General features: G+C 67.7%; 18 protein-coding genes. 4 read left to right on the plus strand and 14 right to left on the minus strand.

The genetic code is table 11. The annotated features are described in order from the left end of the window. Nucleotides 1-105 precede the first annotated feature (105 nt). The 3 genes from OIK44_RS03285 (at nt 106) to OIK44_RS03295 (ending at nt 2,447) form a co-directional block, all read left to right on the plus strand. The gene (locus OIK44_RS03285; RefSeq protein ID WP_273669245.1) at nt 106-1,584 is read left to right on the plus strand and encodes an OmpP1/FadL family transporter; all 1,479 of its coding nucleotides are present in this window, start codon (nt 106-108) and stop codon (nt 1,582-1,584) included. Between the two features lie 230 nt (nt 1,585-1,814). After that, on the plus strand, nt 1,815-2,138 hold the full coding sequence (locus OIK44_RS03290) for an EndoU domain-containing protein (RefSeq protein ID WP_273669246.1): 324 nt from the start codon (nt 1,815-1,817) through the stop codon (nt 2,136-2,138). A 12-nt stretch (nt 2,139-2,150) separates the two neighbouring features. Continuing rightward, complete coding sequence (locus tag OIK44_RS03295; RefSeq protein WP_273669247.1) at nt 2,151-2,447, plus strand: MafI family immunity protein; 297 nt, start codon at nt 2,151-2,153, stop codon at nt 2,445-2,447. A 48-nt stretch (nt 2,448-2,495) separates the two neighbouring features. On the opposite strand, the gene leuE is transcribed toward OIK44_RS03295, so the two are convergent. Further along, a complete protein-coding gene (gene leuE / locus OIK44_RS03300) occupies nt 2,496-3,161 on the minus strand; it encodes a leucine efflux protein LeuE (RefSeq protein ID WP_273669249.1) in 666 nt (221 codons plus the stop codon). 143 nt (nt 3,162-3,304) lie between these two features. Between leuE and OIK44_RS03305 the strand changes: the two genes are divergently transcribed. Then, complete coding sequence (locus OIK44_RS03305) at nt 3,305-3,520, plus strand: hypothetical protein (protein WP_273669250.1); 216 nt, start codon at nt 3,305-3,307, stop codon at nt 3,518-3,520. A 21-nt stretch (nt 3,521-3,541) separates the two neighbouring features. On the opposite strand, the gene OIK44_RS03310 is transcribed toward OIK44_RS03305, so the two are convergent. From OIK44_RS03310 to OIK44_RS03370, 13 genes are all read right to left on the minus strand, one after another. Beyond that, nucleotides 3,542-4,309 carry a ParA family protein gene (locus OIK44_RS03310; RefSeq protein ID WP_273669251.1) on the minus strand — a complete coding sequence of 256 codons (768 nt, stop codon included), beginning with the start codon at nt 4,307-4,309 and terminating at the stop codon, nt 3,542-3,544. Between the two features lie 29 nt (nt 4,310-4,338). After that, on the minus strand, nt 4,339-5,571 hold the full coding sequence (locus OIK44_RS03315) for an aminotransferase class V-fold PLP-dependent enzyme (RefSeq protein WP_273669252.1): 1,233 nt from the start codon (nt 5,569-5,571) through the stop codon (nt 4,339-4,341). 91 nt (nt 5,572-5,662) lie between these two features. Continuing rightward, the gene (locus OIK44_RS03320; RefSeq protein WP_273669253.1) at nt 5,663-7,228 is read right to left on the minus strand and encodes a hypothetical protein; all 1,566 of its coding nucleotides are present in this window, start codon (nt 7,226-7,228) and stop codon (nt 5,663-5,665) included. A gap of 56 nt (nt 7,229-7,284) precedes the next feature. After that, nucleotides 7,285-9,237, minus strand: a complete 1,953-nt coding sequence (locus tag OIK44_RS03325) for an ABC transporter ATP-binding protein/permease (RefSeq protein ID WP_273669254.1) — start codon at nt 9,235-9,237, stop codon at nt 7,285-7,287. Then, nucleotides 9,234-10,967 carry a peptidoglycan-binding domain-containing protein gene (locus OIK44_RS03330; protein ID WP_273669255.1) on the minus strand — a complete coding sequence of 578 codons (1,734 nt, stop codon included), beginning with the start codon at nt 10,965-10,967 and terminating at the stop codon, nt 9,234-9,236. The genes OIK44_RS03325 and OIK44_RS03330 overlap by 4 nt, the downstream gene beginning before the upstream one ends. Before the next feature lie 61 nt (nt 10,968-11,028). Continuing rightward, on the minus strand, nt 11,029-11,898 hold the full coding sequence (locus OIK44_RS03335) for a hypothetical protein (protein ID WP_273669256.1): 870 nt from the start codon (nt 11,896-11,898) through the stop codon (nt 11,029-11,031). Nucleotides 11,899-12,055: 157 nt separating this feature from the next. Then, nucleotides 12,056-12,718: a hypothetical protein gene (locus OIK44_RS03340; RefSeq protein ID WP_273669257.1), complete on the minus strand. Its 663-nt coding sequence runs from the start codon at nt 12,716-12,718 to the stop codon at nt 12,056-12,058. 13 nt (nt 12,719-12,731) lie between these two features. Beyond that, entirely contained in the window at nt 12,732-13,157 is a 426-nt protein-coding gene (locus OIK44_RS03345) for an efflux RND transporter periplasmic adaptor subunit (protein ID WP_273669258.1), read from the minus strand. A gap of 57 nt (nt 13,158-13,214) precedes the next feature. Then, on the minus strand, nt 13,215-16,361 hold the full coding sequence (locus tag OIK44_RS03350) for an efflux RND transporter permease subunit (RefSeq protein WP_273669259.1): 3,147 nt from the start codon (nt 16,359-16,361) through the stop codon (nt 13,215-13,217). A 26-nt stretch (nt 16,362-16,387) separates the two neighbouring features. Beyond that, complete coding sequence (locus OIK44_RS03355; protein ID WP_273669260.1) at nt 16,388-19,555, minus strand: efflux RND transporter permease subunit; 3,168 nt, start codon at nt 19,553-19,555, stop codon at nt 16,388-16,390. Between the two features lie 730 nt (nt 19,556-20,285). Next, complete coding sequence (locus OIK44_RS03360) at nt 20,286-22,133, minus strand: ABC transporter transmembrane domain-containing protein (protein WP_273669261.1); 1,848 nt, start codon at nt 22,131-22,133, stop codon at nt 20,286-20,288. A 29-nt stretch (nt 22,134-22,162) separates the two neighbouring features. Beyond that, nucleotides 22,163-23,242: a lipocalin-like domain-containing protein gene (locus OIK44_RS03365; protein ID WP_273669262.1), complete on the minus strand. Its 1,080-nt coding sequence runs from the start codon at nt 23,240-23,242 to the stop codon at nt 22,163-22,165. Next, nucleotides 23,239-25,782 carry an ABC transporter permease gene (locus tag OIK44_RS03370; RefSeq protein WP_273669780.1) on the minus strand — a complete coding sequence of 848 codons (2,544 nt, stop codon included), beginning with the start codon at nt 25,780-25,782 and terminating at the stop codon, nt 23,239-23,241. Before OIK44_RS03370 ends, OIK44_RS03365 begins: the two co-directional genes overlap by 4 nt. Nucleotides 25,783-25,792 lie beyond the last annotated feature (10 nt).

Genomic DNA, 25,792 nt, shown 5'->3' on the forward strand with positions numbered 1-25,792 from the left:
CAAGTTCCAGAGCGCCGTCGTTCCGCCGGGCGGATCGAGCGTGCGGTTCTGGCCGTTGAAATGACCGGCGAACGCATGCCACCACATAAAAAAGAGAGACTCATTTTGAAACTTAAATACCTGCCCCTGATCATTGCCGGCGCCCTCGGCGCCATGTCCGCCACGGCACAGGCGTCCGGCTATCGTTTTGGCTCGCAAAGCATCTCCGCGCAAGGCACGGCTGACGCCAACGCCGCCGAAGCGAACGATGCATCGACGATTTTCTACAACCCGGCCGGCATGTCGCGCCTGGAAGGCACCCAGTTCACCGGCGGCGCCACCGTTGTTATTCCGCACTCGACTTTTACGGACAAGGGCTCAAGCCGCTTTAACGTCCCCAAAGTGGGCTTCGTCGGCGGCCCAAGCTACGGCACGGCGGCGAAAGACTATGCGCCGAACGCCGTGGTGGCCCCGTCCCTGTACGCGAGCAAGAAAATCAATGATCAATGGAGCGTCGGCGCCGGCTTGTTCGTGCCTTACGGCGCGAAACTGGACTACGGCAACACCTGGTCCGGCCGCTATGCGCTGACCAGCATCAAGCTGGAATCGGTGGCCTTGAACCCATCCGTTTCGTTCAAGCTCGACAAACATCATTCCTTCGGCTTCGGCGTCACCGCCGAATTCATGAAGGCGGATCTGGAGCAAGCCGTCGATGTGCCTACTTCGGTTCGCTTCCTGGGTAAATTCGCGCCGGCCGGCTCCACCGCCTTCCTCACCAACATCGCCAAGACCCAGGGCATGGCTGCCATGCTGGCCGCCCGCACCGCCTTGGAAGGGGTTGGCGCCGGCAGGAACGGCAACGGCGACGGCCATGCTTCGATGGACGGCAAGGACTGGGGCTTCGGCTTCAACGTCGGTTATCTGTTCCAGCTCGACGAGGGCACCCGTTTCGGCCTGGCTTACCGTTCGTCGATTTCCCACAAGCTGAAGGGCAGCACGATCTGGGATTTCTCGAACGCCAGCAACAACGCGGCGGTCAATAAATTCCTGTCCGACTCCTCGCTGAAGGTGAACTCGGGTTCGCTGGTCGAGCTGCGCACGCCGGAAACCCTGTCGGCCAACGTGTTCCACCAGATCGACTCGAAATGGGCGGCGATGGCGGACGTGACCTGGACCCGCAACTCGCGTCTGAAAAACCTGGACATCCAGTTCCCGCCGACGACGGAAGGCGCTGAGCGCATCCGCCAGGAATGGAAAAACACGGTGCGCGTCTCCGTTGGCGGCAACTACCAGTACAACGACAAGGTCATGCTGCGCGGCGGTTTCGCCTACGACCAGGCGCCAACCCGCAGCCCGGAGCTGACCCACCCGGCGCTGCCGGACAGCGACCGCTACCAGTTCTCGCTGGGCGCGAACTGGAAATTGAGCGCGAACTCGTCGATCGACCTTGCTTATAGCTACCTGCACTTCAAGGAAGCGAACATCAACTACAGCAACGCCTGCTCGCCGATCATGCGCGATTGCACCGGCAACGGCGAAACCACCGTTGGCACCTACAAAACCCGTCTGCAATTGTTGGGCGTGGCGTACAACCAGCAGTTCTAAGGTGCGGCGCGGGCCTGGCCGCGCTTGCCGTTGCAAGGGCGCCCGCGGGCGCCTTTTTTTGCATTGTATTCCGCCCTAAATAGCTGGAATGCGATAATTGCATATTTATAAAATCGTTGCGGCGGAGCCGGGCTGTCGATATTATTCTGAGTCCTGGTTTCCCGGCGTTTCACAGTCCAGGCGCAACCAGGGTTCACCTTTATGCCTGTTTAAGGGACTGCTACACTACAATGGATACAAAAGCCGTGGTCTATGGACGCTATTATATTGACGAGGTAGGCAAGACGCACATTCTCGATGGCGATGCCACGGGCGGCGGACATCGTTATGGCACCGGCCATCCGGGCAAGAGCGAGTTTCCGCAAACCTGGAGCGATGAAAAAATATTGAATGCCATTTTGGACGTGGCCAACGATTCCGCCTCCAGCGTCACGCCGGGGCGCGGCGGCCGCAGCGTCATCAAAGGCACGCGCGACGGCATTGATATCACGGTGGTGGTCGAGCCCAGTGACAGGACGGTCACGGGATTCCCGACCAATACGCCGAAGAATTGAGAGGGAAAGATTATGTCGGATTTCAAGAGAATCGAGTCGATGTTTACCGCGCTACTGCGCATGCTGGAGGAAATTTTCTCGGCGGCTGAAATTGCCGAGGTGCGCGAGTTTCTCGACGCCGGCGAGTACGGGCTGGCGCTGGACACCCTGGTGGATATCGTCGTCGAGGAAGGCAAGCGGGTCGATGACGACGTCGCTTTGCGCGTGAGGATGTTGGCGACGGCGATGCGGCTGGAACCCGAGGCCTATGTGTCCCGGCTGGCCGTGCAGCGCGAAGACGTGAAAGTGCTGACGCCGCGCATGTTTTAATACCCCGGTCGGATGGCGCGACGCCGATCCGACCCGCGAAAGCGCGCTCTACAGCGTGGCGGCGGCCAGTTTTGCGCCGAAGCCGATAAACAGCGCGCCTACGCCGCCCGACATGCCGGCCGACAGGCGCCGGCGCCGGCGAAACGCCGCAGCCAGCCGCACGCCGATGAAGATGAGCGCCGTCAGGTAGGTGAAGCTGATGAGCTCGCAGACGATGCCCAGCAGGCCGAACGACAGCATCGGCGTGGCGAATTGCGGGTCGACGAATTGAATAAAGAAGGAAATGAAGAACAGGATCGCCTTCGGATTCATCAGGCTGATGAGCAGGGCCTTGCGGAAGGGCTTGCTTTCGCGCAGCTCTTGCGGGGCCGCCGCGCGGGCCTCAGGCCCGGCGCGCAGCGAACGCCAGCAGCCCAGCAGCATCTGCAAGCCTATCCAGCCCAGGTAGGCGGCGCCTATGTATTTCACCAGATAGAACAGCATCGGGCTGGCCTTGAGCAGCGAAGCGACACCGCAGGCCGACAAGACCATCAGCACGAAATCGCCCAAAAAGACGCCGCAGGCGCCGCGATAGCCCTCGCGCACCCCGCGCTGCGCCGCCACGCTGAGCACATACATCGAATTCGGACCCGGCAGCAGGACGATAAAGATGGTGCCGAATAAAAAAGTCCAGAAGTCGGTAATGCCGAAATTGGCGTACATCAGCGCGTTCATGGGTGAACTCCGGTAGCAAGATGATAGTGACCAAGCATCATAACAGGAGTCGCGGAAACGGTTTTACGGCTGCGGGGAGACAACGCTTGCATGAAAGCAATTTCGGCGCATAATAAGCGTCAGCAACGATGAAGGGGAAGCCCATGCTGAAATTTGATTTCTCGGTACAGACGCGCTACGGCCAGAAAATCGACAGCATCCTGATTGCCGGGCGCGACCAGGCCGACGCCGAGCGCAAGCTGATGCAGATGTACCGCCTCTGCACGGTGATGCGCTGCGTCACCAAAAACACCGACGAAAAGCTGTGGCAGGCGACATCGGTGGAGGATATCTTGACCTTGATTTCCAAGGACAGCTGATGCCGCCGCCCTTACGCCGGCTCAGACGATAAAGCCATCGGCTAACAATTCATCCAGCAAGGCATCGTAATCCTGCGCGCCACGGCTGCTGGGCGCGTGCTGGAACACCGTCATGCTGTGCGCCGGACTCTCGGCCAGGCTGACATTCTCGGCAATGCGCGTGCGGCACACTTCGGCGCCACATTTCTCGTCTAGCATCTGATGCACTTCCCAGGCCATGCGCCGGCGCGTGTCGAAGCGCGTCATCAGATAGCGCCGCGGCACCCTGCGCTTCAACACCACCTCCAGCGCCTTCAAGGTTTTTTCCGTTTGCAGCGCCGCCCGCGCCGACAGATGATCTGCCGACACGGGAATAATCACGCCGTGGCTGGCGAAGATCGCGTTCAGCACCAGCACCCCGATCAGCGGACTGCAATCAATTAGCACCGGGTAAGCCTCGTCGGCGAAGCGCTCGGCGCGCAAAGCCGTGTTCAGGCGGTTGACGACGTTATACCCCTTGCCGAACAGCGTGTCGACCTTGGACAGCTCGAGGTGGGCGGGGATGATGCTGCCGCCGTTGTTGGTGCTGACGATCAGCTCGCGCAGCGGGCGGTTGCGCTGGAACAGCGACAGCACCGTGGCGTCGCCGTCGGCCGCGTGCACGCCGCTGATCGCGCTGAACTGGGCTTGCGGGTCGAGGTCGATGCAGTAGGGATTGCGCCCGCGCCTGGCGAGCGCGGCGGTGAGATTGACGGCGGTGGTGGTTTTGCCCACACCGCCCTTCTGGTTGAAGATGGTGATGATGCTCAAGCTTGTCTCCTTCCAAGGGCGCAGCTGAGTCAAGTAGTCATCAATGTACCATGCGGGCGGGCCGCCAGCCCGGCGATTGCCGCCACCAGCAGGTCCAGCTGGGCCGGTGTGGTGAATAAATGCGGCGTCACCCGCACGCCCTGCGTGCCGTCGATGTCGCGCATGACGGTGAATATTTTGTGTTCCGACATCAGCAGTTCGGCCACCCGCCGGGCCGGCACGCCTTGGACCTGGAATGCGGCGATCGCGCAGGAGCGATGCGGCGCCGTCGGCGTCAGCACCGTCACGTGCGGCATGGCGCGGACTTTCGTCAGCCAGTATTCCTTCAGGTAGCGCAGGCGCGCCTCCTTGTTCGCCGCGCCTACCCAGTGGTGGAAATGGATGGCGTCTTCGATGTTCAGGATAGTCGCCGGCGGCACCGTGCCGAAGTGGCCGAGCTTGCGGATGTCGCCGGCGTCCCGCGCCAGGTCGCCGAACAGCGGCGCGATGTCCGCCACGCGCGCCTTGCGGATGTACAGCAAGCCGACGCCGAGCGGCGCGCCCAGCCATTTGTGCAGGTTGACGGCAATGAAATCGGCGCCGAGGTCCGGCATCCGGTACTGTATTTGCGCGAAGGAGTGGGCCGCGTCCACCATCACGTCGACGCCGTGCCGTCTGGCCATGGCGGCAATTTTCGCCACCGGCATGATCTGGCCCGTGCGGTGCACCATGTGCGTGAGCAGCAGCAGCCGCGTTCCGGCATGTATCGCTTGCTCGTAGATGCCGACAATGTGTTCGTCGCTGTCCGGGTCGAGCGGAATGCTGACCCGCGCCAGCGAAATCGACTTGCGCTGGCGGACCATTTCCAGCGTGTCGACGACGCTGTCGTAGTCGTGGCTGGCGAGCAGCACTTCGTCGCCGGCGCGCCACGGATAGCCCTGGATCAGGATGTTCATGGCCTCGACCAGGTTGCGCGTGATCAGCAGCTCGTCCGCGTTGACGCCGCACAAGGCGGCCAGCATGTGCATGATGGCCGCGTGGCGATCGGCGAAATGCTGGCGCATGAAGTAGGAGGTTTGCGTATTCACTTGCCGCTGGTGGCGCAGGAAAGCGTCGAATACCGGCTGTGCCTGCACGCCAAAATAGCCGTTTTCAAGATTGATGAAGTCGGGGGCGACCTGGAATTGGGCGCGCACCGTTTCCCAATGGGCTTCATCGTCCGGCGCCGCGCGGCCCAGGGGCGGGGGAAGTTGTTTTTCAATTGAAAATTGGGAAGGTCCCATATAGTGGTCCGGTGTGCGCGTCGCATCGTGATGTTTGTCAGGCAACTGGCATGCTGCCACGAAATGGTCTTCACGACAATGCCGGGCCGTGTCACCATGCATAGGTGAGCATCGCGGCAAGCCCGCTGGCCGTGCGTCCGCTGCCGCCCTGGTCGGGCGCATAGTCCCAGTCGCGGGAGTATTCGATGCTGAAGCGAACGCCGTCGACGACCCATTCGCCGAAGGTCAGCAGCAGGCGTTGGCGGGGGAGGAAGCCGAAGCGTGTCGGCGTGGTGTCGAGCATTCTTGTCGTGCCGGCGAGGTCGCGGCTGCGCGAGTAGCCGATTGACAGGTAGCTGCCCTGGGCGCCGATTTCCCTTACCCAGGGGTTCCAACCCAGTTGATAGCCCAGCGAAATCTGCCAGGCGGCGGGCCGGATGGCGAGCGGGGCGCCGGCGTCGTTGCGGAAGCGGGCGGGCCGGGTCGCGGAATTCCATTCGCCGACGAGGGCGAACGGTCCCAGGGTCGAGCGGATGCTGGCCGCGACGCCGGGCACGCGGCCGATCTGGCCGAGGTGGGCGGCGTATTCGCTTCCCAGGAACAGGCTGTTGAACACGGAGCTGTTGTAGCTCAAGGCCAGATCGACGGCCCAGGGGCAGACGCCGATGCCGCGCAGTTCTTCGTAGGGGCGGCCGCAATGGCCTTTGGCGCGGTAGCCCAGGCTGGCGCCGAAATGCCGCGAGTTGCCGCCGGGAGTGAGTCCCTCATAGACGTAGACGCCGGCGCTGTATGTCGGCGGCGGCGTTTCTTCCGGCTGCGGCGTTGGCGCGGCGGGGCGCGCCGGCGGCGGCGCGTAACCCATGCCGTGGGCGAGGGCGCGGACGATCGGATAGAACAGTTGGGGCTTGACCGCCGGGGCGATTACGGGCGGGCTGCGCGGCAGCAGCGGCGGCGTCGGGAACGCAAAGTTGAGGCCGATGGCGTTGTGGCGCATTTCGAAGGCGTCCACGGTCAGCGCGCTGCCGACGGAAAGGGCGTCGGTCACCGGATGGCCGGTCGAGGTGCCGAAAGGCAGCACCATGCGGCCTATCGACAGCAGCGGCGGGAATTTCTGCTGGTTGCCGAGCGTGATGTAGCCGGTGTCGACGGCGAGGCGGTCGAGGGGCGCCGCGCTGCCCTGGATTGGCGCGGCGCCTTGGCCGTTCAGATAGTCGATCTTGATGTGGCCGCTTGCCCATTCGCTCATCTTGATGTCGAGCTCGAAGTCGATGGAGCCGAGCCCCAGCGCGCTATTGCGGGCGCCCGAAAAGTCTTTGTCGCGCGCCAGTCTGGCGCTGAGCGTGCCGCCGAGTGCGGCGGCCTCGTTGATCTTCGGGCCGACCTTTGACAGGCTGTCCCGGATGATGGCGCGGACCGCATCTTCCTGCGCAATCTTCGCGCTCTCCAGTTCCTGCACGCGCTGATCGAGGCCGCCGGCGCGCTGCTCGGCGAGGGCGTCGAGGCGGCGCGTCAGCGCGCGGTTTTCTTCGCGCAGGCTGGCGACGGCGCGTTTCAGTTCCGCAATGGCGTCCGCATCGTCGGCCCGGCACAGGATGTGTGGGAGCGCGCACAGGAGCAGCGCCGCGCCACGCCGTATACCGGCCAATGCGATGTGTGCTTGCAGCTTCTCGGCGGACATGGATTCCTCCTCAGATGATAGGTTTTTTTGCCGCGCCGCCCCGTGGCGGCGCGCGCTCAGTGCCGCAGCGCCTCCACCGGCTCCAGGCGGGCGGCGCGCAGGGCCGGGTAGGTGCCCGACAACAATCCGACAATGCCGCCGGCCAGCGGCGCGAGGAGGGGCGCGGCGGGGTCGAGCACCGGCGTCCATGTCTGGTAGGCGGCGACGCCGACGACGATCAGTACGCCGATGCTGGCGCCGATGACGCCGCCGAGGGCGCCCAGCGAGGCGCTCTCCATCAGGAATTGCGCGGTGATATGCGCGCGCGATGCGCCCAGCGCCCGGCGCAGGCCGATCTCGGCGGTCCGCTCCATCACGCCCACCAGCATGATGTTGGCGATGCCGATGGCGCCGACGATGAGCGAGAGTCCGCCCAGCATCAGGAACATCATGTTCAAGTCGCTCTGCGCCTCGTCGCGGGCGCGGCGCGGCTCGGGCGGCACTTCGACGCGCAGTGCGCGCGGGTCGTCGGGGCGCAGCGCCAGGCGGGCCTGGTCGGCGATCAACTTGGCCGCGCCGATGCGCGTTTCGACGACGATCAGGCCGGGGCCGGCGAGGCGGAAAAGGTGCCGCGCGGTTCCTTCGGGAATGATGACGGAACTCAGTAATTCGGGCTTGCGGGCGACGCTGTCGAGCAGGCCGATCACCAGATAGAGTTGGTCGCCGACGAAGATGGCCGGCAGTTGTTCGAGGCCGGTGATGCCGAGCCGCGCCGCCGCGTCCGGCCCGAGCACGGCCACGCGGTCGGCGCGCGCCGAGTGGCCGGCGTCCGGGGCGCGGCCGGCGCGCAGCGTCGCGCGCACCGCCGGGAACAGTTCCGGTGAGGCGGCCCGGACCGACAGTTTGAATGCGCTTTGCTGCCGCGGATCGTGCACCGGGGAGGCGCTGACCATGGCCTCGCCGACGTCGACGTCGCTGAGCGTGCCGGCGGCGACGACGCCGTTCAGGCGCCGCAGGCGTGCCGGCCCGTCCCAGGGCAGCGCCGCCGGGTCGACGATGCCGGTGGTTTGTCCGGGCCGGCCGCTGATGAACAGTTCGGTCGCGGCGAGCCGGTCGAATTTGCTGATGACGCTGTTGCCGGCGGTGCGGCTCAGCCCGGCCGTCGCCACGAGCGCGGCCAGGCCGATGACCACGCCGAGCACGGTCAGCGCCATGCGTCCCGGACGGGAGAATATGCCGGCCAGCGCTTCGTTGGCCAGGTCGCGCAGGCTGATGCGGGAGGGCGGCACGTCCCGGCCGGCGGCGGGCGCCGGCGGGCGCGCCGGCGCCGGGGCGGGCGCGCCGGCCGCCTCGCTGAGCCTCCCGTCGACGATGCTGACGCGCCGCATCGCCCTGCCGGCCACGTTCTCGTCGTGGGTCACGACGATCAGCGTCAGGCCGTCGTGGCGGTTCAGGTCGGCGAAGATGTCGAGGATGGCCTTGCTGGCCTTGGTGTCGAGGTTGCCGGTCGGCTCGTCGCACAGGAGCACGCTAGGCGCAGCCATCAGCGCGCGGGCGATGGCGACGCGCTGCCGCTCGCCGCCCGAGAGGCGCATCGGCGAATAGTCGGCGCGTTGCGCCAGCCCCACGCGGCCGATGGCGTCGAGGGCGCGCTCGCGCCGGCCAGCCGGGGCATGGTGGCCGTAGACCTCGGCCAGCATGACGTTTTCCAGCACGGAGCGGTAGGGCAGCAGGTGGAAGGACTGGAAGACGAAGCCGATGTAATGGCTGCGCAGCCCGGCCCGCATTGCGTCGGAGAGCTGCGCCGTGTCGATGCCGTCGATCAGGTAACTGCCCGAGCTCGGGTGGTCGAGGCAGCCGATGATGTTGAGCAGCGTGGATTTGCCGGAGCCCGAGGGGCCGGTGATGGCCAGCCAGTCGCCGCGGTCGAGCGAAAGGTTGACGTCGCTCAGGGCCGGCACCGACTGCTCCAGCCCGAAATCGCGGCAGATGCCGCGCAGTTCGAGGACGCGCGCCGCGGGCGGCGTCACTTCGCGTCCTTGGCGGCGGCCGTCTGGTAGCCGACGACGACCAGTTGGCCCGCCTGCAGCGCGGCGTTCAGCGGCGTGATTTCCGTGAAGCCGGCGGCCGCCAGCCCCGGTTTGACGAGCACAGGGCGGAAGCCGCCCTTGTCCTGTATCTGAATGCGGCTGCTGCCGTCGGCCGCCAGCCAGAGCGCGCTGGTGGGCACGGCGAGAACGGCGCCCCTGGTGGTCTGGGTGGGAATGGTCAGGCGCACCGACACGCCGTCCAGCCTGGGGAGCGCCGCCGTGACGCGGACCTCGAAATAGACGTGGTAACCGTCGACGCCGCGCGTGCCCGGCTCGGCCGCGACCTGGCCGACGACGCCTGTGGCGCTGATGCCGAGGTCGGGCTCGTCGATGGCCACGGCCATGCCAGTTTTCACCAGCGCGGCGCTTTGCAGGGGCAGCGCGCCGTCGACGGCGAGCTGGTAGTCGGTGACCGACAGGATGGGGCCGCTCGCCGGGGCGCCGACGGGCGCGGCGAGGTCGGCCACGCGCACCGGCAGGGACGGCAGGAAGACGATTTCGTCGCCGGGCAGTTGCACGCCGCTGCGGTATTCGGCCGCCCGCAGCTCGGCGGCGAGGCGGTCGGCGCGTTGCCTGGTCGCGGCGGCGTCGAATTCGGCCAGTTTGCGCGCGTCGCGCGCGGCCTGGATCGACTTGCGCGCCTCGAACTGCGCCGACGCCAGCGCCGTGTCGGCGAGCGCGGCCTGTTCCCGCGCCAGCTGGGCGTCGCGTTCGGCGGCGAGGATGGCCGCCTCGCCTTCGACGCGGGTCTTTTGGGTGGCGTTGCGGGCCAGGTCGAGCTTGGCCTCGGCCGCGGCGCGCGCCGTGCCCGGCTGGCGCGGATCGAGCACGACCAGGGCGCGCTCGGCGATCTGCGCCTGGTACTCGGCGCTGGCGGCGCTGTTTGCGTAGGCGGCGCGGACCCGCTCGACCTCCAGCGCGATGGGCCGGCCGCTGTCGGCGGCCAGGCGGCGCGCGGCGGCGCGTTTCGCGTCGAGATCCGTGGCCGCCGTCTGCACGGCCAGTTCCGCGCCGGCCAGCGCGGCGTCGACGGCCAGCGCCGCCGCCGTCAGCGCCGTCTCGGCCGCCAGCCGCGCCTTGAGCGTGTCCTCCATGTCGCGCTTGAGCGCTGCCAGCGCCGCGAGCTGCTCGCGGGTGGCGCCGAAGGGCGCCCATTTGCCGGCGGCATACCAGCGCGCCACGGCCTCGGCGGTGCGCTGGTCGTAGGCGCCGTCGTCGGGGCCGGGCGGGAAGCCGAGCCGCGCCAATGCCTGTTCGAGCTGGCGCACGTCGTCGCCGCTCAGGCCGGGCGCGAGGTCGCGGTAGGCCGGCAGCGCGCCGCGCAGCACGAACACCGGCCGGCCGGAGACGGTGAGCAGGACCGCGCCTTCGCGCACGTCCGCATTGCGCGCGGGCAGGGTGCCGATCAGGCCGGGGCCCGGTTTGAGGGCGGACGGTGCCAGCGCGATTTTCTGCGGCAGCCCGAAGCGCGCCGTGCCGCGCGTCACGATGTTGGCGCTGAGCACGCGGCGTTCGATGGGAACGAGGATGGGCGAGGGTGGCGGCGGCGCCGTGCGCGCCGCCGTGTCGGCGGGGGAGACGATGCGCGTGCCGGCGATAAAGGCGCCGATGGCGACGACGGCCGCGGCGAGCAGCACGCCGGCGAGCGCGGTGGAGTGTTTGAGGGCCATGGTGTGGGCGCGCGAGTGTAGCGCCGCGGCGCATGCCGCCCGCGGGCGGCGCCGCGTGCGATCACTGGGGCGTGCGGCCGAAGAGCTCCTCCTCGATCTTGTCCTTGACGGGATCGACCAGATCCTCGCTCAGTTGCACGCTTTTCTGGGCGACCTGCAGCTCGTAGGCCTGCAACTGCTTGAGCGCCGCGCGCTGTTCCGGCGTCATCTGGCTCACGGGAATCGCCCCGCCCCTGGTCAGGGCCGCAAGCCGCTTGTAGATATCTTGCTCGACATTGTCGGGGTGGGTATAGTCGTATCCGGCCTTGCGCATTTCAGCGGCGAATTTGCGCAGCACGGCCTGCATGCGCGGGTCTTTGTTGACGAGCGCGTCCTTGGGATTGTAGTAAGTGTCCTTTAGTTGATCCGGCTGGAAGACTTGCTCGACGGCTTTTTTCGTGCAGCCGCCCGTGAAGGCGAAGTTTTCCATCTCCAGGCTCACGGCGAAGGTCGCTCCAGAGTTTGCGCCGAACAGGGCACGGTCGTAGGCGACCTGGCTCTGCGGCGAAAGCTTGCGGTAGATGTCGACATTGCGCGCGCCCAATCCTTCCTTGCCGGGGCTGTAGCCCTTGGCGAGCTGCGGCGGCTCCCCCGTGTACAGGGTCGACACGCCGTATCCGTACTTTGCGATGAATTCTCTTTCGCTCATGCCGGGCAGCTTCTTGTCGGACGCCATGCCCCTGCGCACGGTGTTGAAGTCCGCCGCCACGTATTCGAAGCCCTGCTCGCGCATGCATGCTGAAATCAGGGACTCCACCTTGTCGATGGCTACGACCAGTTGCTTGGGACTGAGCCCGAACTCCTCCGTGCCCAGGTGCACGGAGGTCGTTGGGGCGGCGGCGGAAAGGAATAGCGCGGCCACGGCCAGCCCGGTGTGAACGATTGATATCATGTTGACATCTCCTTGTGCAGGGACTACACAGCGGCGTAACTGTTGCAAAAACATCAGGCCGGCGGCTTTCCCTGTTCGCCAATCTTACACGGCAGGCCCGCCGCGCCCTATGGATCTGCATCAAGTGCGAGGCGAAAAATAGCGCCGCGCCGCCGCCTCATTTCGCGACGCTGAACAAGGTTTCCACATAGGATGCGTTGCCGTTCTGGGCCACGCTGCCGATGGCAATTTTGTAGGTGGCGCCCGCTTCGAGCAGCTTGTCGGGGACCTGGAAGGTGCTTGCCGTTCCGGCCAGCGTGGCTTGCACGACCTTCACCTCCGTCACGTCGTTCTCTATCGTCAAGACACAGGACTTCAAGCCGGCCGGCGGACGCCATTCGATGCGCAGCCCGCCCGGCGCGACGCCCGACTCGTGGGGGCGTGGCCGCACGAAGGTGGCCGCCGCCGGCAACTGGTGGCTCAGGCGCGCCGTATCGCTGAGTTGGAGTTGCGTGACGGTGGTGGCGGTAAACGTGTAGTCGCCGGCCGGGTAATCGGCCTGGAGACGCGCGAAGCTTTTCGGCTCCGGCGTTTCGAGCCGGAAGGTGCGCATGCCCAGGCCGGATTTCGGCGCCTCGAAGCGGGCGACGACGCGGCCGTCGGGCGCCCTCACCGTCAGCGCGGCGAAGCCGGTGTCGCCGCCGGTCGCCTCGACGACGAACTCGAAGTCCTGGTCGGTGGCGTTCTGCTCTATCCGCACCGACAGTTGCTCGAACTTGGCGTCGGCGCTCGCCAACCCGCAGGCGAGCATGCCGCACACTGCCATAACACGGCGTTTCATGATGGCCTCCCGTCTATTTGCCGACGCCGAAATCAATGCCGTACAGCTCGACGGCGCCCTTCGTCACCAGCTTGGCGCCCGGTGGCGGCCCCTCCAGCATGGTGACGGTGTCGCCCTCGATGGCTTTCACCTTCAGCGGCGCGCGCACGAAGGTGTTGGCGGCGGTGCTCATATACGCCAGCTCCTTGCCCGTGGGGTCGTACAGCAGCGCGGCATAGGGGATCACCAGGCCGTCCGCGCCCTGGCGCACCTCGGCCAGCTCGATGCCCAGGTGCCGGCTGTCGATCTCGCGCAGCGTGATGCGCTTGCCGCCGTCCGGCAGCAGTTGCACGGCCGGGCCCTTCGGCGCCGCCGGTTTGGTGCCGGCCTGCTTGCCGCAGCCGCCGGCGGCGAGCGCCGCGGCGATGGCCGCGGCCGCCATTACTTGATGAAGCTGCATGGTCCACCTCCTTCGATTCAGACAGCCCGCGGGCCGGCGCCGCCGCGGAAGGCGCGCCTACGCCGGCCCGGCCAAGCCGGCGGGCGCCATGCCCGCCGGCTTGGCGAAGCGCAGGTAGAGCGAGGGCAGCACGAACAGATTGAGCGCCGTCGAGGTGATCAGGCCGCCCAGAATGGCCACGGCCATCGGATGCTCGATCTCGTTGCCCGGGACGGTGCCGGCGATCACCAGCGGCAGCACGCCGAAGCCGGCCGCCAGCGAGGTCATCAGGATGGGCGACAGGCGCTCGCGCGCGCCGCGCACGACCAGGGCGAGCCCGAAGGTTTCGCCCTCGTAGCGTTCGAGGTGCTGGAAATGCTTGATCATCAGGATGCCGTTGCGGGCGGCCACGCCGAGCACGGTCAGGAAGCCGACCAGGGTGCCCAGCGACAGCACGCGGTCGCCGATGCCGGTGGCGACGATGGCGCCGGCCAGCGCGAAGGGCAGCGTCAGCACCACCAGCACGGCCAGCCGGGCGCTGGCGAAGGCCGTGTGCAGCAGCAGCGTCACGGCCGCCAGCGCGGCGACGGACAGGATCAGCAGGCGCCGGGTGGCGTTCTCGCGCTCCGTGTATTCGCCGAGCAGCTCGACCGAGTAGCCGCGCGGCAGTTCCAGCGTGGCCAGCAGTTCCTGGACGGCGCGCGCCGCGGCGCCGAGCTGGCCGCTGTCGGCCACGTCGGCGGCGATGTCGATGCGCCGCGAGCCGTTCTCGCGCAGCACCACGTTCGGCACCGGCTTGAACTCCACCTTGGCCAGGTCGCCCAGCCGCACCAGGCGGCCGTCGCGGGCGTTGAGCATCAGGTCGGCGACGCTGTGGATGCTGTTGCGGTGGCGCGCGTCGCTCCACACGTGCACCTCGATGTTCTTGTTGGCGTGCCAGATGTCGCCGGCCTCCTCGCTGGCGATGAAGACCGAGGCCGTGCGCCGCAGATCGCCGGGCTTGATGCCGTAGCGGGAAGCCTTGCCGAGGTCGGCCTCGATCTGTATCTGCGGCACTTCCGTGACCAGGTCGACGTGGGCGTTGACGACGCCCTTGATGGCCGACATCTTTTGCTGCAGTTCCTTGGCCTTTTGCCGCATGATGCCGAGGTCTTCGCCGCTGATGCGCGCCACGATGCCGTGGCCGCTGCCCGACAGCACCTCCTTGGTGCGCTCCTTCAGATAGGTCTGCACGTCCGTCTGCAAGCCGGGGAAGGTGTCGACCACGGCCTGGACGGCGGCCAGCGTCTTGTCGTAATCGACCGTCTTGTCGATGCTGATCCAGTTCTCGGCGAAGTTCATGCCGACCGGTTCGTCGGACAGCGTGCCCTGGCCGATGTGGGCGCCGAAGTTGCGCACGCCGGGGATGGCGCGCAGCTGCGCGGCGCCGGCCTGGACGATGCGCAGCATTTCGGCGTGCGAGGTGCCCGGCCGCGCCACCCAGTGCATCAGGAAGTCGCGTTCCTTGAAGGCCGGAAACAGCCCCTGGCCCAGCAGCGGCCAGACGAGGATGGCGGCGAGGGCGAAGGCGCCCGTCGCGCCGTAGGCGGCGGCCGGATGGCGCAGGATGGGCCGCAGCGCGCGCTCGTAGCGCTGGCGCAGCCAGCGCGCCAGCGGTGAGCCGGGCCGGTCCAGCGGCGCCTTCGCCAGCGCGGCCAGGGCCAGGGCGGGGGTGACGGTCAGCGCCACCACCATCGAGCAGAGGATGGCCAGCGCGTAGGCCGAGGCCATGGGCCGGAAGAAGGCGCCCGTGAGGCCCTCCAGCAGGTAGATCGGCACGGTGGCGGCGACGATGATCAGGGTCGCGTGGATGATGGGCGCGCGCACTTCGAGCGAGGCGGCGAGGATGATGGCGGCGCTCGACTCGGTGCTGCCCTCGCTGCGGCGCTGGCGCAGCCGCCGCACGATGTTTTCGACGTCGATGATGGCGTCGTCGACGATGATGCCGAGCGCGATGATCATGCCGGCCAGGACCATGGTGTTGATCGAGGCCCCCATGTACTTGAGGATCAGGCCGGCGCTGACCACCGACAGGGGGATGGATACGACGCTGATCAGCGCCACCCGCCACTCGTAGAGGAACAGCAGCAGCACGGCGACGATCAGGGCGAAGCCGATCAGCATGGCGCCGCCCAGATTGCCCAGGGCGTCTTCGATGAAGGTGGCCGGCCGGAAGATGGTCGTGTCGATGGCGATGCCCGGCAGGCCGGGGCGCAGCTTGTCGAGCGCCTCCTCGATGCCGCGGGTGACCTCCATCGTATTGCCCCAGGCGAGCTTCTCGACGATCAGCATCAGGCCGAGGCCGTCGTTGATGATGGCGTCGCCGTTCAGGTGTGGCTGGGTGTCGCGCACGATGGTGGCGACGTCGCCGAGCCGCACGGGCGCGGCGCCCTTGGGCGTGTCGAGCGGCACCTTGCCCAGCTCCGCCGGCGTCAGGTTGGGCAGGATGTGGCGCACCACCAGGCGCTGGTTGGGGGTGTCGATGAAGCCGCCGGTGCCGATTTCATGGCCGCTGCGGTGCTTCAGCATGCCGACGTCGAGGGCGTCGGCGGCCGCGTCCATCACGCCGTTGATCGTCACCTTGCGCTCGCGCATCTTGTCGGCGTCGGCGTGCACCTGCAGCACGCTCCAGCGGTCGCCCCAGATCGCCACATTGGCCACGCCCGGCACCATCATCAGCCGCGGCCGCACCACCCAGTAGGCCGTCAGCGCCGCGTCGATCAGGTTCTGCGTCGACTTGTCCTTGACCGACAGGCCGATCTTCATGACCCGGCTGGTCGAGGACAACGGCTGGATCATGAACGGCGAGGTGGCCCAGCGCGGCAACTGGGACGTGATGGCGGTGACGCGCTCCTGCACGCGCAGGCGCGCGTCCATCAGATTGGCGCCCTGCTTGAAGATCAGCACGACGTCGGAGAGGTCGTTCACCGAGCGCGTGCGCAGCACGTCCAGCCCCGGGATGCCGGACAGCGCCTGCTCCATCGGCACGGTGACGAGGGCCTCGACGTCGGCCGCCGGCATGCCCAGGCACAGCACCTGCACCTCCACCTTGGGCGGGGCAAACTCGGGATAGACGTCGACCGGCATGCCGCGGAACTGGGTGGCGCCGAGGACGATCAGCATCACCGAGGCGGCCAGCACGAGATAGCGCAGCCGCAAGCTTGTTTTGACTATCCAGCGCATCATGGCCAGTCCTCCTTGTCGCTATGGTTTCACGCCGGCTGCGGCTGGCGCCGTTCGGCGCCGCGCACGACGGCCTCGCGCCGCGCCGTCGCCGCGGCGCGGTCGGCCGGCGGCGCAAACGCCTGGTACAGGACCGGCAGCAGGAACAGGTTGCCGAGCAGGGTGGTTACCAGGCCGCCGACGACCACGGCCGCCATCGGCTTGACCAGCTCCAGCCCGGCGGCGGCGCCGTAGAAAAGCAGCGGCAGCATGGCGAGCATGGCGGCGGCGGCGCCCAGCACGGCGGCGTCGAAGCGCTCCCGCGCCGCGCTGTGCACCAGGTTCGGGCCCAGGACGGCGCCGTTTTCGCGCGCCAGCGCCTGGCAGCGCTCCAGGAACAGCAAGCCGCCGCGCGCCGCGACGCCCAGCACGGCCAGGCCGCCGAACAGCGCCAGGGTCGACCCCGCCGCGCCCTGCGTGGCGGCGCCCAGCACGGCGCCGCCCAGCGGCGGCAGCAGCGCGCCGAACAGCAGCGCGCCGAGGCGCCAACTGTTCAGGCGCGCCTGCAGCACGAAAAAGACGGCGAACACGGCGGCCGCCGCGTAGAGCAGCAGGCTGAAGGCGTCGCGTTCGCGCTCGTCGGATTCGCCCAGCAGCTCGACATGGTGCTCGGCGGGAAAGCTGATCTTGTCGAGGCGGTCGTCGACCTTCTCGTTGACGGCGGCGACCGAGGCGCCCGCCACGCCGGCCGCCACGTCGATGTAGCGGGAAACGGCGTCGTGGCGGATGATGGAGGGATTCGAGCGCACGCGCACGTCGGCGATGTCGCCCAGGCGCGCCTGGCTGCCGTGCGGCGCGTCGATGAGGATGTCGCTGACGCTCTGTACGCTTGAGCGCATCGACGGCATGCCCCAGACGACGACGTCGAAAATCTTCTGCTCCTCGAACAGCTGGCCCGCCGTGATGCTGGACACCAGCGTCGCGGCGGCGCGCCGCGCGTCGCCCGGCTTCACGCCCTTGGCCGTGGCGCGGTCGATATTGATTTCCACCTCCATGGCCGGCTCGACGGCCGGAAGGCGCACCTGCGGCGACACCACGCCGGGAATGTCGGCGATGGACTTGGCGACCGTTTCGGCCTTTTCCCGCAGCACGGCATAGTCGCCGCCGTAGACGCGCGCCAGCAGCTTGTCGGCGGAACCCTTCGTCAGCTCGCGCACGCGCCGGTTCGCATAGCTGCCGAACTCGGTGCTGACGCCGGTGTTCGCCGCCAGCGCCTTGTCGATGGCGGCCAGGGTGGCGGCGTAGTCGGCATGCTCGCCGATGCGCAGCCACAGGTCGGCCCGGTCGACGCCCGTCACCAGGTCGGACTGCGAGGCGCGCCCGACATGCGCGCCGACGCCCGCCACGCCCGGGATGGCGCGCAGCTCGCGGCTCATCGCCGTCGTCAGCTGCGTCATCGCGGGCAGGGAAATGCCCGGCGCCGCCTGTATGCCAACTTCCAGATACCTGTCCTGCAATGGCGGCAGCAGGTCCGCACTGAGTACGCGCGGCAGCAGACCGAGGCCGGCGATGACGACGACGGCGCCCGCCGCCATCACGGCGGCGGGGTTCCTGAGCGCGCCGCCGAGGGCGTCGGCATACCTGGCGCGCAGCGAGCGGGCGAAGCGCGAGTCGCCGGATGCGGCGGCGGGGGTGCGCATGAACAGGGCCGAGAGCGCCGTCGTGACGGTGAGGGCGACCAGCATCGACAGCGCCACGGTCAGCGCGTAAGCCTGGGCCAGCGGTTTGGCGAAATCGCCGCTGACGTTGCTTAGCGCCAGCACCGGCGCCAAGGAGATGAGCACGATGACCAGCCCGGTGAGCAGGGGACCGCAGATTTCCGTCGCGCCGGCCGCCAGCAGGCCGGGCGGTTCGGCGCCGCCGCCGGCGCCGCGCTCCGCCAGCCGGCGTCGCATGCCGTCCAGCACGACCACGGCGTCGTCGACGACAATGGCGAGCGCCAGCACGAGGCCGGCGACGATCATCATGTTGAGCATCTGGTCGTAGTAGGACAGCACCATCCAGGCGCTGACCAGGCTGAGCGCCATGCCCACGGCGCTGATGAGCGTCACGCGCCAATTCAGGCAGAACGCGGCGATCCCAAGCACGGCCAGCAGCAGTCCGATGCCGATGCTGGCGACAAGATTGGCGCGCGCCGTTTGCGCGAACGACACGGCGCGGAACACCCCGGTGTCGAAGGTGATTCCGCCCAGGCCGGGGCGCATCGCGTTGAGGGCCTTTTCGACATCGCGGGTGACGGCCGCCACGCTGGTGCCGGGCGAGCGCTCGACCACCAGCATCAAGCCGGGTCCATCGTTGACGATGGCATCGCCAATCAGCAATTGGTGGCCCTCGACGAGGTCGGCCACTTCGCCCAGCGGCACGGTCACCGGGCTGTCGGTGTCGACGGCGATCCTGGCCAGGTCGGCGACGGTTTTGATCGGCTGCGTGTGGTTGATCGAAATGCGCTGGTTCGCCGTGTCGATAAAGCCGCCGGTGCCCGGGGTCGACGCCTCCACGTGGGTCAGCGGCGAGGACCACATGGCGTTCGCCGCCGTCCTGACCACGTCCTCGACCTTGAGGCGGTTGATGCGCAGGCGGTGCGGGTCGATCAAGACCTGCAATTGGCGGTCGCGCAGTCCCCAGATCGAGACGTTGGAGACGCCCGGCACGGACAGCAGGCGCTGGCGGATGCGCCAGCGCGCCAGCGTCGACATGTCGATGAGCGACATGTTCTTCGAGGTCATCGAGATCAGCATGGTGCGGCCGACAGTCGCGGACGGCTGTATGACGAAAGGCGGCTTCGACACGGCCGGCAGCGCCGGCACCATCGTCAAGCGTTCCTGTACCACCTGGCGCGCGCGCACATCGTTCGTGCCGGGCTCGAAAATCATTTCAATGGCCGACAGCCCGGGCGCCGTATTGGAGCGAATCTTGTGGAGCCAGGGAATGCCCGTGAAGAACTCCTGCTCCATCGGGTTGGTGATCAGATTCTCCGCCTCTTCGGGAGACAGGCCGAGGGCCTCGGTCTGGACTTCCACGCGCACCGGGCCGAAGTCCGGCAAGATTTCGACTTGAGCGTTCGGCAAGCGGGCAATGCCGGTCGCCAGTATCGCCCCCGCGGCGGCGGTGACTAAGATGCGGTTCGTGATGCTTGACCTGATGATCCACTGCAACATGGCGCTCACCCCTTTTAGCCGATTGCTGTCCGACTGGCGTCGGTTTTGACTATGCCAATAGCGCTGGCTGATATTCACCTTGAAGGGCGCCTGGCCTCCGGAACCGGCCCGACGCTTGGGGCGGGTAGCAGGGAGACATGCCCGGGCAAATGACATCGGCGGGCAGGATTAGGCCGCGCGATTGCCGGAGCCGAATGCTTTTGGCGCTGTCTGGCTATCCGCAATAAACGCGCCAGCTAGAAAATCCCGCGATCTATCAAGGAGTTGTTTTTTGGGGAGGGGGAGTGCAGCCGTCAATTGTAAAATATAGCGACAGTTGCGAAGGAAAACATTGTATTCGCATCGGAAATGCGGCCGAAATAAATATCTTTGTGCCGCGAAAATTTTCAATGTGATGAAATGGCCGCAATCATCATATTTTGTTTTGATGAATGGTTTTTCATGCGCGGCGTGAAGTTTTCCGGTTTATTTATTTCCGTTGCGCTGATTTTATTTTTGAAATAAATCTATATCGGAATTTTTTGCGGGGCGTCATGAATGAACGGCGGAATGTGTCGGATATTTTTACACGTCCAAATTTACCTGGCCACGACTATGCTTGGCCTGCGGCGCCAGTAAAATAATACCGAAGAGGGACAGGCGGCATCCCGGGAAACAGCGCCGAACTGATCGGCAATTCATGGTGTTTCCCGGTGAATGATGCGTCCGTGTCATCCCCGCCGTGCCGTCCTCAGGCGGCGTGCGTTACATGCACGCTATGGAATTGCAGCGCCGCCAGATTCGCGTAGATGCCGCCCAGCGCCACCAGCGAGGCGTGCGTGCCCGTTTCCACGATTTGCCCGTCTTCCATGACGATGATACGGTCGGCGCGCTGCACCGTGGCCAGGCGGTGGGCAATGATGACGGTGGTGCGGCCCAGCATCGCCGCCTCCAGCGCCGATTGCACCAGGCGCTCGGATTCGGCGTCGAGCGCGCTGGTGGCCTCGTCGAGCAGCAGCAGCGGCGGATTTTTCAGCAGCGCGCGGGCGATGGCGATGCGCTGGCGCTGGCCGCCGGACAGGCGCACGCCGCGCTCGCCCAGGAAGGATTGATAGCCTTGCGGCAGCTTTTCGATGAATTCATGGGCCGCCGCCAGCTTGGCCGCGTGGATCACTTCCGCGTCGCTGGCGCCGGCGCGGCCGTAGCGGATGTTTTCCATCGCGTCGGCCGAGAAGATGACGGTGTCTTGCGGCACGATGCCGATGGCGTCGCGCAGCGTGTGCAGTTCCAGCTGGGTGATGTCGACGCCGTCGAGCTTGATGGTGCCGCGCTGCGGGTCGTAGAAGCGCAGGAACAGTTGGAACAGCGTGGTCTTGCCGGCGCCGGAAGGGCCGACGACGGCCACCGTTTCGCCCGGCTTGATGTCGAGGTTCAGGTGGGCCAGCGCGGCCGTGTCCGGGCGCGACGGGTAGGAGAAGGAAATGTCGGACAGGCTCAGCGCGGCGCCGTTGGCGGCCCGCGGCGGCAGCGTCAGCGGCTGGGCCGGCGACTGGATGTCGGACTTGACGGAGATCAGTTCCAGCAGGCGCTCGGTGGCGCCGGCGGCCCGCTGGGCCTCGCCCATCACTTCGGACAGCGCGCCGATGGCGCCGGCGACGATGGAGGCGTACAGGATGAACTGGCCGAGGTCGCCGCCGGTCATCGTGCCTTCCAGCACGGCGTGGGCGCCCAGCCACAGCACGAAGACGATGGCGCCGAACACCAGCAGGATGGCGATGACGGTCAGCAGCGCGCGCGCGCGGATGCGCCGCATCGCCGTCTGGAAGGCGCCTTCGACGGAGGCGCCGAAGCGGGCCGATTCGATCTTTTCATGCGTGAACGCCTGCACGGTCGGCATCGCGTTGAGGATTTCGCCGGCCATCGCCGAGGCGTCGGCGATGCGGTCCTGCGAGTCGCGCGACAGCTTGCGCACGCGCCGGCCGAAGACGACGATGGGCACGACGACCAGCACCAGCAGGCCGATGATGATGGACGACAGCTTCGGGCTGGTGAAGAAGAGCATGACGAGGCCGCCGACGAACAGCAGCACGTTGCGCAGCGCCATCGAGATGCTGGTGCCGACGACGGCCTGGATCAGCGTCGTGTCGGTGGTGATGCGCGAGAGCACCTCGCCGGTCTGCGTCGTCTCGAAAAACTCCGGGCTTTGCGTGACGACGTGGCTGTAGACGGCGCTGCGGATGTCGGCGGTGACGCGCTCGCCCAGCCAGGACACCGTGTAGAAGCGCGCCGCCGTCGCCAGCGCCAGCACGGAGGCGACGCCGAACAGGGCCAGGAACACCAGATCGACGTGCTCGATGCTCTTGCCGCCGGCGGGGCCGTCGAAGCCCAGGTCGATCATCTGCTTGAACGCGGCCGGGATGGCCAGCGTAGAGGCGGCCGCGACCACCAGCGCCACGCCGGCCAGCATGAATTGTTTGCGGTACGGAGTCAGGAAGGGCAGCAGGCCCTTGAACGCGGCCAGGCTGCCTTTTTTCAGTTCCCGCGCTTCGGTGGGGGCGGCGGACGGCGTGACTGCGGTGCTGCTGGTGCTATTGGTCATTATGTTGGCAGTGTGAGTAGTAAGCGTATTCATAGTTTCATCGGCTTGTCGTAGCCCGTCATTTCCAAATAGGCGCGCCCGGCCGGCACGCCGTCGCGGCTGATCGTCACCGCGCCTTCCCAGTACACGGCGCCGGTCGAGCGCCGCGAATCGAGTTCCTGATCGTCCTGCAAGGGCTTGATCTGCCAGACCGTGCTGCCTGTGGTGAGCTCGGTGGCGACGGGGTACTCGGCGTGCGTGCGCGGCGAACGCCAGAGCGCTTGCGGGGCAAAGCTGACTTGCCCGGGCGCGTACTGGGTGATCTTACCGGATGCGTCACGCCATGTCGCGTGGGCCCATAGTTTACCACCTGCGCGGCTGCGGATCTGGAATGCCATCAGCGCGCCGCCGTCGTCGAGGTTGGCGCCGACCCAGTTCCAGCCGCTGGCGTCGGCGTCGAGCACCTGGCTGGACCATTCGTGGTCGAGCCAGGTGCTGCCGCTGACGGCCTCCGCCTTGCCGCCGGCGCGCGTGATGCTGCCGCTGGTGCGCAACTGCGGTTCGCTGTAGTAGTAGCTGGCCTGCAGCGGCTTCGGCCCCTTGCGCGAGTAGCCGCGCTCGCCCTGCAGCAGCACCGGCTGGCTGGGCGCCAGGCGCAGCGCCAGCGTGAAGTCGCGCGCCGCCACGCTGACCTGGTAACTGCCGTCGGCCGCGCGCACCATGCGCCAGTGGTCCAGCTTGACGTCGGTATCGCCGACCTTGGCGTAAGCCAGGCCGAAACCTTCGCGGGCGCTTTTCTGGTCGTGCAGCAGCTTGCCGAGCGCCGGGTCGGACAGCGCCGCGTGGCCGATGATGAGCTGCTTAGGCGCGAAGGCGCTGGGGTTGGCGCGGTCGTGTTCGGTGGCGCTGCGGAAGAACGTCACCTGGTAGCCGAGTTGCTTGCCGGAGGCCGTTGTCAGCCAGCCGGTGGCGTACCACCACTCCGTCTTGTAGTCGGGGTGGGCGCCGAAGTCGGCCGGCATGCGCAGCGTCTGGCCGGCGGGCAGCGGCGTCACCGGCGCGAAGGCCGGCGGCGCGGTCCGCGCGGCCGGCGCCAGCAGCGCCAGCGCCAGCAGGAGGGCGCGCCTCACCAGTCCTCCCTGACGGCGCGAATTGGGCCGCCCGACAGGGCGTAGCGGCCCGACACCAGCGCCGTCAGCGTGGCGGCGGCCAGCAGCGCGGCGGCGACGCCGCCGATCAGCGTCCAGGGCAGGTGAAGTTGCATAGTCCAGTGGAATGATTGCGGGTTGACGATATAGACCAGGATCAGGCTGATGAGGAGGCCCAGCGCGAAGCCGGTGGCGATGCCGAGCGCCGTCAGGCCGCCGCCCTCCAGCGCGAGGATGGCGAGGATCTGCCGGCGCGTCACGCCGATGTGGCGCAGCATGCCGAATTCCTTGGCGCGCGCCAGCGTCTGCGCCGAGAACGTCGCGGCCACGCCGAACAGGCCGATGACGACGGCGATCGCCTCCAGCACATAAGTGACGGCGAAGCTGCGGTCGAAAATTTTCATGCTCATTTCGCGCAGCTCGGTCGGTGCGGCGAATTCCAGCATGTCGCCGAAGGGCAGTTGCCTGATGCGCTGCTGCAGCGCGGCGGCCGTGGTGCCCGGCTTGAGCCAGATCACGGCGTCGTTGACGTCCAGGTCGCCCGTCAGCGCGCGGTAGTCGGACAGCTGGACCAGTATGGCGCCGCTCTGGCTGGAGTAGTCGCGCCAGACGCCGGCGACGAAGAAGGTCTGCGGGCGGCCGTTCAGCGGCAGGGCGATGCTGGCGCCGGGCGTGAAATGGTACAGGTCGGCCGCCGCCTCGGACACCCAGGCCGGCCTGGCGTCGGCCGGCACCGGCAGCGCCGGGCCGACCAAGGCCAGGCTATTGCCCGGATCGGCGGCGTCGACGTCGCGCGCCAACAGGGCCACGCCGGGCCGGTCCGGCGCCAGCGCCAGCGTGCGGATGCGCTGGAATTTGATGCGGGCCATGCCGGGCAGGGCCCGCAGCGCCGCCTGCTCGCCCGGCCTCAGCGCGGCCGTGCCGCCGCCCGAGGCGGTGCGCGCGTACAGGTCGGCCGGCAGAATCTGCACCAGCCAGTCGTCGACGGAGACGCGGAAGCTCGACACCATGATCGCCATCGCCACCATCAGGCTGAAGCTCGACAGCACGCCGCCGAGCGCGATGCCGGCCTGGCCGGAGGCGTTCGCCAGCCGCGCCAGCGTCAGCGTCGGCACGGCCGCGCCGGCGTGGCGGCCGGCCAGCCAGGCCCGGTTCGCCAGGCGGAACACGGCGGCCGCCAGTTGCGGCATCAGGCTGATGGCGCCGACCAGCAGCAGGGCGATGGCCAGGTAGCCGAACAGCGGCAGTTCGTGGACGGGCGGCGCGCGCGTGGCCAGCGCCGCCGCCAGCAGGCAGGCGAGGGCCGGCCAGGTCTTGGCCAGCGGCGCCAGCGCGCTTTCCTCGGCGCCGGACTTGAGCGCGGCGGCCGGGGCGGCGCGGGCCGCCTCCCACGCCGGGCCGGCGCAGCCGAGCAGCGCGACGCCGACGCCCAGGCAGAAATACAGCAGCGCGGCCAGCGGCGCGAACTGCGCCTCGGGGCGCACGCCGGAGAAGTAGCCGGCGCCGAGGTCGCCGCCGAAGAAGTGCAGGGCCGCCGCGGCCAGCGCGTAGCCGCCGCCGATGCCGAGCAGGGCGCCGGCCACGCCGAGGCTGGCGCCCTCCAGCAAAACCTGGCGCAGCAACTGGCCGCGTTCCAGGCCGAGCACGCGCAGCAGCGCGAACTGGCCGCGCCGGCGTATCACCGACAGCGCCTGCGTGGAAAACACCAGGAAGGCGCCGGTGAACAGCGCCACCAGCGCCAGCACCGTCAGATTGACGCGGTAGGCCCGGCTCATATTGTCGTTGCGGCTGTTCTGGTCGGCGTCGTTCGGCTGGCTGACCAGGAAGCGGCCGGGGAAGTCGCGCTCCAGCTCGCGCGCCAGCGCGGCCTGGAAGGCGTCGCGGTTGACGCCCTCGCGCAGCTTCAGGTCGATGCGCGACAACTGCCCCAGCTTGTCGAAGCGCCATTGCGCCGCGCCCAGGTCCATCACGCCGATGCGCTGGCCGACGCGGGCGCGCTGCAGCGAGCCGGCCACGCGCAGGCCGACGGCGCGCGCGCCGTTTTGCAGCGTCAGGGTGGCGCCGTTGTCGAGCTTGAGCCAGCTTTGCGCGGCCGGCGACAGGAACAGCGCGTCGTCGGCCAGGGTGTCGAAGACATTCTCGCCGGCCGGCGCGCCGATCAGGTCGGGCGAGATGGGGCCGGCGCGGAACGGGTCCAGGCCGAGGATTTTCAGGGCGGCGCGCCGCTGCGGCATGCTGGCGCTGATTTCCAGCAGCGGCGAGGCTTGCGCCACGCCCTCGCGCTGCGCCAGGCGCGGATAAATCGCCTCGTCGAACAGCGCTTCGCGGCCGGCCACCTGCACGTCGGCCAGCCCGGACAGGCTGCGCGCGGCCGCCGAGAATTCGTTGAAGGCGGCGGCGTTAATCAGGTGGATGGCGAAGCCGAGCGCGATGCCGATGGCGATCGCCATGACGGCGACGACGGCGCGCAGCGGGTGCGCGCGCCACTCGCCCAGCAGCAACCAGCCGGACAGGCGGACCATCGGCGGATCG

The sequence above is a fragment of the Janthinobacterium fluminis genome, assembly GCF_028595325.1.
GTDB classification, from domain to species: Bacteria; Pseudomonadota; Gammaproteobacteria; order Burkholderiales; family Burkholderiaceae_D; genus Janthinobacterium; species Janthinobacterium fluminis.

Coding starts and splice junctions, on each gene's coding strand:
- OIK44_RS03290 (WP_273669246.1), top strand. CDS start 1,815: ATGGATACAAAAGCCGTGGTCTATGGACGCTATTATATTGACGAGGTA.
- OIK44_RS03295 (WP_273669247.1), top strand. CDS start 2,151: ATGTCGGATTTCAAGAGAATCGAGTCGATGTTTACCGCGCTACTGCGC.
- leuE (WP_273669249.1), bottom strand. CDS start 3,161: ATGAACGCGCTGATGTACGCCAATTTCGGCATTACCGACTTCTGGACT.
- OIK44_RS03305 (WP_273669250.1), top strand. CDS start 3,305: ATGCTGAAATTTGATTTCTCGGTACAGACGCGCTACGGCCAGAAAATC.
- OIK44_RS03315 (WP_273669252.1), bottom strand. CDS start 5,571: ATGGGACCTTCCCAATTTTCAATTGAAAAACAACTTCCCCCGCCCCTG.
- OIK44_RS03320 (WP_273669253.1), bottom strand. CDS start 7,228: ATGTCCGCCGAGAAGCTGCAAGCACACATCGCATTGGCCGGTATACGG.
- OIK44_RS03330 (WP_273669255.1), bottom strand. CDS start 10,967: ATGGCCCTCAAACACTCCACCGCGCTCGCCGGCGTGCTGCTCGCCGCG.
- OIK44_RS03335 (WP_273669256.1), bottom strand. CDS start 11,898: ATGATATCAATCGTTCACACCGGGCTGGCCGTGGCCGCGCTATTCCTT.
- OIK44_RS03340 (WP_273669257.1), bottom strand. CDS start 12,718: ATGAAACGCCGTGTTATGGCAGTGTGCGGCATGCTCGCCTGCGGGTTG.
- OIK44_RS03345 (WP_273669258.1), bottom strand. CDS start 13,157: ATGCAGCTTCATCAAGTAATGGCGGCCGCGGCCATCGCCGCGGCGCTC.
- OIK44_RS03350 (WP_273669259.1), bottom strand. CDS start 16,361: ATGATGCGCTGGATAGTCAAAACAAGCTTGCGGCTGCGCTATCTCGTG.
- OIK44_RS03355 (WP_273669260.1), bottom strand. CDS start 19,555: ATGTTGCAGTGGATCATCAGGTCAAGCATCACGAACCGCATCTTAGTC.
- OIK44_RS03360 (WP_273669261.1), bottom strand. CDS start 22,133: ATGACCAATAGCACCAGCAGCACCGCAGTCACGCCGTCCGCCGCCCCC.
- OIK44_RS03370 (WP_273669780.1), bottom strand. CDS start 25,782: ATGGTCCGCCTGTCCGGCTGGTTGCTGCTGGGCGAGTGGCGCGCGCAC.